Genomic DNA, 11,049 nt, shown 5'->3' with positions numbered 1-11,049 from the left:
CGACAACTGGAAAGCCACCCTAAACCAAAAGAATTAATTAAACATTTAATTAACATGGTTACGGATACTAATTATTCACTAAATCCAAATTATCCAAAATCTAGAAAAATTTTTTATCCTGGAGTAAAAATGTCAACTTCAAAACCAGAACAAAATATAATATTAGATTTCTTTTCAGGTTCTGCAACAACAGCAGAAGCTGTGATGGATTTAAATCTTCAAAATAATTTAAATAATAAATTTATCATGATTCAATATCGTGAAAAAACAGATGAAAAATCTGAAGCCTACAAACAAGGTTATAATACAATTTGTGAAATAGGTGAAGAACGTATACGTCGAGCTGGTGATAAATTGTTAGATGAACATCCAGATAGTAATATAGATATTGGTTTTAAAGTTCTGAAATTAGACACCTCAAATTTTAAAGAATGGGATCCTAGTGATAGTCCTTTAGAAGAATATCTTGATGATAGTGTGATTAATGTAAAAGAAGATAGAACTGATTTAGATTTTATTTATGAAATCATGATAAAATATGGAATTGAATTAACATCACCTATAGAAGAAATTAAAAAATCTAATTATACATTCTATTCTGTTGGTTATGGAGCATTAATAGTTTGTTTAGATGATAAAGTAAATGAAGACGTAACTGAGGAAATAATTGAAATAATAAATGAAATAGAAATAGTCGATGAAAATAAGAAACACAAGAATAGGGTTGTATTTAAAGATATTAGTTTCTTAGATGATTCTGTAAAAACTAACATTATCCAAGTACTAGAAAACAACAACATTGAAGACTTTATTACTTATTAAGTTGGTGATTGTTCATGGAATTAAATTTTGAATCAAATTTGGAATACCAACAAGATGCTATTGGTTCTATTGTAGATTTGTTTAATGGCCAAGCTTCTGATAATTCCCCTTTTCAACTTGGTGGTTTTTATAGAACAACTACTTTAGATGATTATGGTAAAACAGCCAGTAATATTGGTATTGGAAATCGTCTTGATTTACGTGAGGACATAATATTAGAAAATATTAGAAAGGTACAATTAAAAAATGAAATTACTCCTACAGACAACATTAACAAAAGTAAATTAAAATTTACTGTTGAAATGGAAACAGGAACTGGTAAAACTTACGTTTATCTTAGAAGTATTTTTGAATTAAATAAAAATTATGGTTTCACTAAGTTTATTATAGTTGTTCCTAGTCTTGCTATCAAAGAAGGAGTTAAAAAAACATTAGATATAACACGAAACCACTTCAAAGGATTATATGATAATCCAATTTATAATTATTTTGTTTATAATAGCAGTAGATTAAATGATATTCATAATTTTGTTGTGGATAACAATATTAATATTATGATTATTAATATAGATTCATTTAATAAGGATTTAAACTTAATAAATCAACCACAAGATACATTACAGGGTAACCGCCCGATTGATTTAATTGCTCAAACAAATCCATTTATTATTATTGATGAACCTCAATCTATCACTGCTAAAAAAGATGGTAAAGGTGAACAAGCTATCGAAAGATTAAATCCTTTATGTACAGTGAGTTTTTCAGCAACCCCTCCAGACAATAGTGAAAACTATATTTATAAATTAAATGCTGTGGATGCATATAATAAAAAATTAGTTAAACAGATAGAAGTTGATTCTATTTTATCACATAATGATCATAATTCTCCATATATGAAACTAGTTGAAGTTAAAGCTAAACCTTATAGTGCTAAAATTGAAATAGATGCTAATGTTAAAGGTGTAACTAAAAGAAAAACTGTGAAAGTCAAAAATAAAACTGATTTATCTGATTTATCTAAACGTGAAATTTATACGGGATATATTGTTGATAATATCATTTGTTCTGAAGGCAGAGAATCTGTAGAATTTACTAATGGAGAACGAATTAAATTAAATCTTGCTGTTGGAGAAACTAATGAAAAACTTATTAAGCGAGAATTAATTCATTACACAATTAAAGAACATTTAGATAAAGAGTTACGCCTTCTTAAAAAAGGTATTAAAGTTTTATCATTATTCTTTATTGATAAAGTAGCAAATTATAGAATCTACGATAAAGAAGGAAATCCAAATTTAGGAGATTACGCTGTCATATTTGAAGAAGAATATAAGAAACTAATTAAAGAAGATAAATACAAATCACTCATGGAATACAATAATATCAATGTAGATATTAGTCAAGTTCATAACGGTTATTTTGCTCAAGATAAAAAAGGTTTTAAAGATACAAATGGTAAAGGAAAACTAGACAATGATGCTTATAATCTTATAATGAAAGATAAAGAAAGATTATTAAATATGAAAACTCCTTTAAGATTTATTTTCTCTCATTCTGCTTTACGAGAAGGATGGGATAATCCTAATGTGTTCCAAATATGTACTCTTAATGAAACTAGGTCAAAAATGAAAAAACGACAAGAAATTGGTCGTGGTTTAAGATTATGTGTAGATCAAGATGGAAATAGAATTAAAAATAATCCGAATATTAATATTTTAACTGTTATGGCTAATGAAAGTTATGATCAATTTGCTGAAGGATTACAAAAAGAAATTGAAGAAGATACTGGAATTAAATTTAATAGAATAACTGACACATCATTTAGTTTCACAAAATATACTAATAGAAAAGGTGATGAAGAAGAGTTAGGTGATCAGAAATCAAAATTAATCTATAAATATCTTGAAGCGAATGGTTATATTAAAAAAGATGGTAAGATATTACCTCAACTTGAAATTGATATTGAGAAGGGTGAATTTAAATTAGCTCCAATAGTAGAAGATATTGCCAGTGATAAAGAAGAATTACGTAATAATATAATAAATGAAATTCGCACATTAACTGCACCTCCAATAGTTAAAAAACGTGGTGATAGAAAAACTATAAAACTAGATTATGACAAGTATAAAAAAGAAGATTTCTATAAAATATGGAATAAAATTAAACATAAATCCATGTATAAAGTACAATTTGACACGGAACGATTAATTGAAGAATGTTCTAAACGTTTGCATGAAGAATTAAACATTGGTAATCCTACGGTAATATTTACTAAAGCAGGTTATAAAATTGAATATAGTGGTATTGAACCACAAGAGGAAATTTGGGATGTGATTGAATCACAGGGAGATAGTGTAGATTTACCAAACATATTACAATATTTACAAAATGAAACTACACTTACTAGAAAAACGCTTGCCCGAATTTTAATTCAAAGTGAAACTTTAAATCAATTTAAGAAAAATCCTGAAGAATATAAAGAACAAACTCTTCTAATAATCAAAGAGGAATTAAGAAGATTCTTAGTAGATGGAATTGCATATACCAAAATTGAAGATTGCTATGATGAAGATGAATTTGAAAGACATGAACTTTTCCGTTATGTTAATGAACTAGGAGAAGATGATAAATCAGAAAGAAGTTATAAATCTCCTTATGAATACACTATATTTGATTCAGGTATTGAAAAATCATTCCAAGAAAAACTTGAATTCAGTAATTTAATTAAATTTTATATGAAGTTACCAGGATGGTTTGAAATAGATACTCCTATAGGTAAATATAATCCAGACTGGGCAATATTAGTAGAAAGAGAAGGTAAAGAAGAGTTATATTTCATTGTTGAAACAAAAGGAACGAGTAATATTAAAGAACTAAAACCATCCGAACAATACAAAATTAAATGTGGAATAGAACATTTCAAAGCATTAGATGAAAGTATACAATTTGAAGTTGAAAGTGATTTTGAAGAATTTAAAATGGACACAATAAGTAAATATTAATGGAGGTTCTATATATGACAACAAAAGATAGTTCATCAAATAATCAGTCAAATAATAGTTCTAATAATAGTTCTAATAATAGTTCTAATAATAGTTCTAATAATAGTTCTAATAATAGTTCTAATAATAACAATTCTGGTTGGACTAGCAATAATAGAAGAAACACAGTAACTAAATCAAACGGCGAAAAATAATAAATAAAATATAAATATTATTAAGGATACTTATGATAGAATCAGATATTAAACGATATGAACTTTTATTGGATTTGCTACAAAAAAGCAAAAAAGAACAAGATGAACAAAATAACACATTAGATCAAAAATGTAGTTCTATGATTAATATTTTAATTTTAATCATAACAATACAATGTGGCATTTATGCTAATGTTGCTTTATTAAACGAAATTGCATCAAGTGAAATAGCGATAATAATCAAAGTGTTATTAATAATAACATTAATTGGTAATTTTATTGCGTTATATTTCTTTATTGCTGCTTATTATTTAAAAGATTTTGAAGGGATGACAAATGAAGAAGATATAATTAAATATGGAGAAAATAATACAAATCTTGAAACAATATACAAAGAGATATCTGTTGACTATAAAAGAACAATTGAAGAAAATAAGATAGAATTATCCAAAATAGATAAAATAAAATTAGGATTTAAAATTGTTACTTTAACAACGGGAATCTTTGTATTAACTATCATTATTTGTTTAGAAATTTTAATTTAACATCTTCATTAAATCTTTTTTTTCATTAAACATTATCAGATAATTTAAGTAATAACAGATATGAGATAAATTTGTAGCACATTTCACATTTGTGCTACTTTTTTGTGCTACAATTCCATCGTGTGCCACATCATTTTCCATGATATTTTTGTGCTACATTTCCCTTTTGTACCACATTTTTTGCCCCTATTTTTGTGCCACAACCTCCATTTGTGCTACAAAAATATTTTTTACTTCGTTATATGTGGATATAACGAATTAAAAAATCAGAGCTCATCGTTGATGATTATAGAAAAATGTAATTTTAAAAATAGAAATAAAAAATAAATTATCAAATGTGGTGACTTTAACATTTGATTTCCCTTTAACTAAGAATGTTTTCATAAGTACAAAAAAACTTAAAAGGTTCAAAAATGTTCAATGGATATAAAACCTATGAAAATTAAACTCTTCAAATCATAATCCCATCTCTTATTATCTGCATGCAATTCTATAGGATATGTTACTATTAATTTTACTAGTCACCATAGTAATATGATATCAAAGTTAATCCATAGATTTTTCCTAATCTCCTTAACAATTACTAACTTATTCATATCCCCCCGTGTCATTGACATGAATAACTAATATTTTGCTAGGATAATACTCTTTATTCTTGGTTTTGTCCTCCTTTTGGATTTGTTTATTAATGCATCATATAATATTTTTACCAAATATTTTGTCCTATGTTTGTATGACATACAATTATTTATACCTCATACTATATAAAGGTTGTCCTATGAATGTATGACAATAACATCTATTTTTATAAAATAACGAATTAGTCATATATTTCGAATATTTCTAATAATTCTTCTTTTATTCTGTTTCTTTTTACTCTTCGTTCTTTGAATTTAGGTTTATTGATGAAACTTGCTTCTATCATCGTGGTATCCATTATTCCTGAGAATTGGTATTCATCAATTAGTTTACGTGTTGCAGTTTCATCTAGATTTTCTTTTTCTATGAGGTTACAGAATGCTTGTCTACGTTCGTTTCTCATAAATTCATAGAATTTTTCCTCTACAGTCATTTCTGTTCTATCAAAAGTTCCCAGTACTTTTTCAATGAATTTTTCTATCAATGTGTTTTTATTTCTTAATTGTTCTGTTTCTTTGGTGATTTTCTTAATTCTTTCAAGATCTTTTTCATAATTTGCATCATCTTTGTTCAAGTATTTTAACAATCCAAGAATATAATCCACATTAATAGTGTCATCACGTATTAATTCAAGTTCGAAGTCAATGTCATGTAGTGGTGATTCTGGTTCTCCATCATTTTTAATTTCATCGTATATGTCGAGGTATACGCTTTTGTGGTCATTGTATTCTTGTTCATCCATATCCAAGTCATCGAAGGTGAATTCTGGGAATGTGTCTAGTTTGCTTTTTATTCTGTTTAATTCACGGAAGTTTTCTACATATTCTTTTATTTCTGTTTCACTTTCTAGGTTTTGTGCATCTTCAACTGTTTGTGTCAACTCAAGGAACTTTTTGTATGCTTCATTGAATTCATCCACATATGTTTGGTAGTCTTTCATTAATAGATCTTCTAATGGTTCGTTGTCTGAGAATAAGGTTAATGCTTCATCTGTTTCTGCACTTATATCTCTAAAGCAGATAATGTTTCCATAAGCTTTGCTTTTGTCGAATATACGGTTGGTTCTGGAAAATGTTTGTAATAATGTGTGGTACTGTAGGTTTTTATCCACGTATAATGTGTTTAGTCTTGGGCAGTCAAATCCTGTTGTGTACATGTCTTTTACTAGTAAGAGGTCGATTTCTCTTTTTTCCATTCTGTTAGATATGTCTATGTTGTATTCTTTAAATGTTTCTGGACTGAAGTTGGTTCCAAATGTTTGGTTGTAGTCTTCCATATATTCTGAAAGGTATGAGTAATCTGATTTTCCATTGGTATCCTCTGAATTTGGGTTAGCATTGTATATTGCTGCTATTTTAAGTTCAGGTGCTTTTTCTTTTAGTATTCTGTAGTATTTGTTTATAAATTTTCCTCGTGATACAGTAAACATGGCATTGAATTTACCGTTATGTGTTTTACTAGGATATGTTTCAAGCAGTTTTTCCACATTTTTTTCCAGTCGTTTATCTTTCATTAACATTTCTTCATATGCTAATGAGTTTACGTCTACGTCATCTTTGCTTATTGGAACTGATTCATAGTATTGTATGGAGAATCCTAGTACGTTGTTGTCTCTTATTGCGTCTTTTATCATGTAGGTGTGTAGTCTTTTTCCGAATATTGTTTTTGTTGTTTTGTTTCCTCCGGAATTTTCTACAAATATTGGTGTTCCTGTAAATCCGAAGCATAGACTGTTTGTGAAGAAATCTATTATGCTTTGATGCATTTTTCCGAATTGTGATCTGTGACATTCATCATATATGAAGATGATTCTTTTGTCTTTCATTTGTGCTACTTTAGTTTGATGTTTAGTTGCAACATTGCTTAATTTCTGTATCGTTGTGATGATAAGTTTAGTTTTTGATGAATTAAGTTTTTTAATTAATGAATAGGTATTGTATACTTTTGCTACACTGTCTTTTTCGTACTGGTTGAACCGTTTCATTGTTTGTGTATCCAGGTCTTTTCTGTCTACAACAAATACTACCTTGTCAATATTTGGGTCTTCTGATAGTATTTGGCTGGTTTTGAATGAGGTTAGTGTTTTTCCACTTCCTGTGGTGTGCCATACGTAACCGTTTTGTTTGATTTTGGTTGCTTGTCTTATTATTTCTTCTACGGCATATTTTTGGTATGCTCTTAGTATCATGATGTTTTTGTCTATTTGGTTTAGTACCATGAATTGTGTTATCATTTTGGCGAGGTTGCATTTTTCTAGGAATGTTTGTGAGAATTCTGCTAATTGTTTGATGTTGCGGTTTTCTTTGTTTTTCCAGAAATATGTGTATTCAAATTTCATGGAGCTTGGTATTCCTGTTGCAAAGTATTTGGTGTCTACACCATTGCTTATTACGAATATTTGTATGTATTGGAATAGTCCTTTGAATGTTGGCAGGTATCGTTCTTTGATTTGGTTGAATGCCTGTTTGATTTCCACGCCACGTTTTTTAAGTTCTATTTGCACTAGTGGTAGTCCGTTTATGAGTAATGTTACATCATATCTGAAGTTGTGTTTGTTCTTTGATTTTATTTGGTGTGCTACTTGGAAGTAGTTTTTGCACCATTCGTCTTTATTGATAAATCTTATCCATTTGTCTGCCTGTCCTTCTCTTTGGAGTGTGTAACTGTCTCTTAGTTTTTGTGCTTTATCGAATATGGTTCCCTGTTTTAGAAAGAGCAATATTTTTTCAAATTCATCATCTGTGAATGTTATGTTGTTGAATTTTTCTAGTTGTCTTCTAAAGTTTTGTTCTAATTCTTCATCATTTCTTATAGTGATTTTTTCATAACCATTGTTTGCTAGATCATCTACTAGTATATCTTCTAATGCTGATTCAGATTGTGTTGACATATATACCCAATACCTCTCTCAATTTTAATCTTAACACTTATTTAAACTATTTGTCTTTATTATATTATAATTCTGTTATATATTCCATTATGGTGTTACGTGAAAAAATATTGTGTCCTACATTCTTGTGACACATACCTTTATATAGTAAGTATATAAAAATATATTATTAGTCCTATAAATGTATGACAACATTTTTGATATTAACAAATAACAGGGGAGGTAAATGATATGACCTACAAAAAACTATCAGAAATAGCAGAAATATTCACAGGAATACGAATATCAAGATACAAAAACATAGTAGAAGGAACCAAAACCAAAATACTACTAAACAAACTACAAAACAACCAAATAGAATACGAAGAAATACAAATAAACAAACCACACCAAAAATACTACTCACAAAAAGACGACATCATAATACACCTATCAGACACAACCAGCATCACACTACTAAAAGAAGAAAACATACTCATACCACTAAACTACGCAATACTAAGACTCAAACCAGGATACCATGCAGAATACGTATACCAAATACTAAAAAGCACACACTTCCAAAACGCTATTAAACGGATAAGTGAAGGTAGTAGTATAAAATTCGTTAAAATAAACGACTTAAAAGATATAAAAATACAAATCCTAGAACAGGACAAACAAGAAAAATACGCAAAAATTATGGAATTATTAAATAAAAGAACCTTATTAAATAGGAGAAAAATAGAAATAGAAGAAGAATATCTTCATGGAATAATACAAAAAGAATTAGGTGGTCAATATGTCAAATTATGAAACAAAATTATGGGCAATAGCAGATAAACTAAGAGGAAATATGGATGCAAACGAATTCAAAAACTACATGTTAGGGTTCATATTTTACCGATACCTCTCAGAAAAACTGGAAATGACACTCAACGAATTACTTGAAGAAGATGGAATAAACTTCCAAGAAGCATACCAGGATGAAGAACTCATAGAAGACCTAAAAGAAGAAGGAATCGAAAAACTAGGATACTTTATACAACCAAAATACCTCTTCAGCAGTGTCATCAATGAAATTGATAAAGGAAGAGAAATACTTGAATGTTTAAGCAATGCATTCATAGAAATCAACGATTCATCGTTCAACACAGAAAGTCAGGACGACTTCCAAAACCTATTTGAAGATGTAGATTTAAATTCATCCAAATTGGGAAATACCAATGCAGAAAAAAACAAATTAATCTCAGGTATACTACAAGACATTAGTGATATAGACTTTGAGTTAGAAAAAGATAATTCTGATATACTTGGTGATGCATATGAATATCTTATCAGTCAATTTGCATCAAGTGCAGGTAAAAAAGCAGGAGAATTCTACACACCACAAGAAGTATCAACCATACTTGCAAGAATAGTAACACTAAACAAAACCAGACTCAAAAGTGTCTATGACCCAACATGTGGAAGTGGATCATTACTTCTAAGAGTAAGTAAAGAAGCAGATGTATCAGAATTCTATGGACAAGAACTAAACCAGACAACATACAACCTAGCAAGAATGAACATGATACTACACGGAGTCAAATACAACCACTTCAACATAAAACAGGGAGATTCACTTGAAAATGACAGACACGAAGAGCTTAAATTTGATGCTGTAGTAGCAAATCCACCATTTAGTGCAAAATGGAGCAGTGACAAATCATTCATAAATGATGAAAGATTCTCCGGATACGGAAAACTAGCACCAAAAAGTAAAGCAGACTATGCATTTGTACAGCACATGATATACCACCTCAACGAACAGGGAACACTAGCAGTAGTACTGCCACACGGAGTATTATTTAGAGGAGCAGCAGAAGGCACCATAAGAAAATACCTAATCAAAGAACTAAACTACCTAGATGCTGTAATAGGATTACCAAAAAATATCTTCTATGGAACTAGCATACCAACATGCATACTCGTATTCAAAAAATGTCGTGAAGAAGATGACAATATACTCTTCATAGATGCATCAGAATACTATGAAAAAGCTAAAAATCAAAATAAACTACGACCAGAAGACATAGAAAAAATAGTTACAACATACAAAAATAGGGAAGAAATAGAAAAATACTCACATAAAGCAACAATTGAAGAAATTGAAGAAAATGATTACAACCTAAACATACCAAGATACGTTGACACGTTCGAGGAAGAAGAACCAATAGATTTAGATGAAGTAGTACGTGAAATACGTAAAATAGATGAAGAAATGAAAGAAGTAGATGCAAAAATCATAAAATATTGCAAAGAATTAGGAATAGAACCACCAATATAAAGGGGATTATATGTGTAAAATTACAAAAGAAAATGACTCTTTGCAAAGACAAACAGAAAATAAAGATGAAGATAGTCAGGAATTGCAATGTAATAAAAACATACCAGAACTACGATTTCCAGAGTTTGAAGGGGAATGGATTACTTATAAATTATGTGATGTAGTAACAAGAATCATTAGAAAAAATAAAAATTTAGAAACGAAAAGACCTTTGACTATTTCTGCTAAATACGGATTAATAGATCAAATAGAATTTTTTGATAAATATGTGGCCAGTAAAAATTTAAAAGGATATTACTTATTAAAAAAAGGTGAATTTGCATATAATAAAAGTTATTCTAATGGATTTCCTTATGGTGCTGTGAAAAGATTAGATTTATATAATCAAGGAGCTATATCTACATTATACATTTGTTTTGAAATTACAAATAAGATCAATAGTAATTTTTTAAAAATATATTTTGATTCGAATAAATGGAATAAAGAAATGTATAAGATAGCTGTAGAAGGTGCTAGAAATCATGGATTATTAAATATACCCATTAATGATTTTTTTAATACGAAACATCTTTTTCCTTCAATTTCTGAACAAGAAAAAATAGCTGATTTCTTATCAGCTATTGATAAAAAGATTGGGTTCATGGAAAAG

At 28.7% G+C, this 11,049-nt stretch carries 8 protein-coding genes and 1 pseudogene; 7 read left to right on the top strand and 2 right to left on the bottom strand.

The window, feature by feature from the left end; genetic code table 11:
- The 4 genes from A9758_RS01050 to A9758_RS01035 all read left to right on the top strand — a co-directional run.
- A partial coding sequence (locus A9758_RS01050; RefSeq protein WP_198922629.1) for a DNA methyltransferase occupies positions 1-822 on the top strand: 822 nt, incomplete at its 5' end.
- A gap of 14 nt (positions 823-836) precedes the next feature.
- Positions 837-3,824: a type III restriction-modification system endonuclease gene (locus A9758_RS01045; protein ID WP_011406073.1), complete on the top strand. Its 2,988-nt coding sequence runs from the start codon at positions 837-839 to the stop codon at positions 3,822-3,824.
- 14 nt (positions 3,825-3,838) lie between these two features.
- Positions 3,839-4,018 (top strand): hypothetical protein, encoded by a 180-nt coding sequence (locus tag A9758_RS01040; RefSeq protein WP_069776312.1) that lies wholly within the window; start codon positions 3,839-3,841, stop codon positions 4,016-4,018.
- A gap of 32 nt (positions 4,019-4,050) precedes the next feature.
- Positions 4,051-4,563 carry a hypothetical protein gene (locus tag A9758_RS01035; RefSeq protein ID WP_011406075.1) on the top strand — a complete coding sequence of 171 codons (513 nt, stop codon included), beginning with the start codon at positions 4,051-4,053 and terminating at the stop codon, positions 4,561-4,563.
- On the opposite strand, the gene A9758_RS07515 is transcribed toward A9758_RS01035, so the two are convergent.
- The gene (locus tag A9758_RS07515; protein ID WP_158005505.1) at positions 4,555-4,704 is read right to left on the bottom strand and encodes a hypothetical protein; all 150 of its coding nucleotides are present in this window, start codon (positions 4,702-4,704) and stop codon (positions 4,555-4,557) included. The two genes, A9758_RS01035 and A9758_RS07515, sit on opposite strands and share 9 nt — an antisense overlap.
- 679 nt (positions 4,705-5,383) lie before the next feature.
- Positions 5,384-8,092, bottom strand: a complete 2,709-nt coding sequence (locus A9758_RS01030) for a type I restriction endonuclease subunit R (protein WP_011406077.1) — start codon at positions 8,090-8,092, stop codon at positions 5,384-5,386.
- 231 nt (positions 8,093-8,323) lie between these two features.
- On the opposite strand from A9758_RS01030, the gene A9758_RS01025 reads away from it, so the two are divergent.
- From A9758_RS01025 to A9758_RS01015, 3 genes and pseudogenes are all read left to right on the top strand, one after another.
- Positions 8,324-8,887 (top strand): restriction endonuclease subunit S, encoded by a 564-nt coding sequence (locus tag A9758_RS01025; RefSeq protein ID WP_011406078.1) that lies wholly within the window; start codon positions 8,324-8,326, stop codon positions 8,885-8,887.
- Entirely contained in the window at positions 8,874-10,400 is a 1,527-nt protein-coding gene (locus A9758_RS01020; RefSeq protein WP_011406079.1) for a type I restriction-modification system subunit M, read from the top strand. Before A9758_RS01025 ends, A9758_RS01020 begins: the two co-directional genes overlap by 14 nt.
- 10 nt (positions 10,401-10,410) lie before the next feature.
- A pseudogene (locus A9758_RS01015) lies at positions 10,411-11,049 on the top strand (type I restriction endonuclease); the annotation flags it as partial.

The organism is Methanosphaera sp. A6, assembly GCF_001729395.1.
Classification (GTDB): Archaea; Methanobacteriota; Methanobacteria; order Methanobacteriales; family Methanobacteriaceae; genus Methanosphaera; species Methanosphaera stadtmanae.
This window is presented reverse-complemented; position numbering and strand designations above follow the sequence as displayed.

Excerpts from the sequence above, each read along its gene's own strand:
- A9758_RS01030 (WP_011406077.1), bottom strand. The coding sequence starts at position 8,092 with ATGTCAACACAATCTGAATCAGCATTAGAAGATATACTAGTAGATGAT.
- A9758_RS01020 (WP_011406079.1), top strand. The coding sequence starts at position 8,874 with ATGTCAAATTATGAAACAAAATTATGGGCAATAGCAGATAAACTAAGA.
- A9758_RS01045 (WP_011406073.1), top strand. The coding sequence starts at position 837 with ATGGAATTAAATTTTGAATCAAATTTGGAATACCAACAAGATGCTATT.
- A9758_RS07515 (WP_158005505.1), bottom strand. The coding sequence starts at position 4,704 with ATGGAAAATGATGTGGCACACGATGGAATTGTAGCACAAAAAAGTAGC.
- A9758_RS01035 (WP_011406075.1), top strand. The coding sequence starts at position 4,051 with ATGATAGAATCAGATATTAAACGATATGAACTTTTATTGGATTTGCTA.
- A9758_RS01025 (WP_011406078.1), top strand. The coding sequence starts at position 8,324 with ATGACCTACAAAAAACTATCAGAAATAGCAGAAATATTCACAGGAATA.
- A9758_RS01040 (WP_069776312.1), top strand. The coding sequence starts at position 3,839 with ATGACAACAAAAGATAGTTCATCAAATAATCAGTCAAATAATAGTTCT.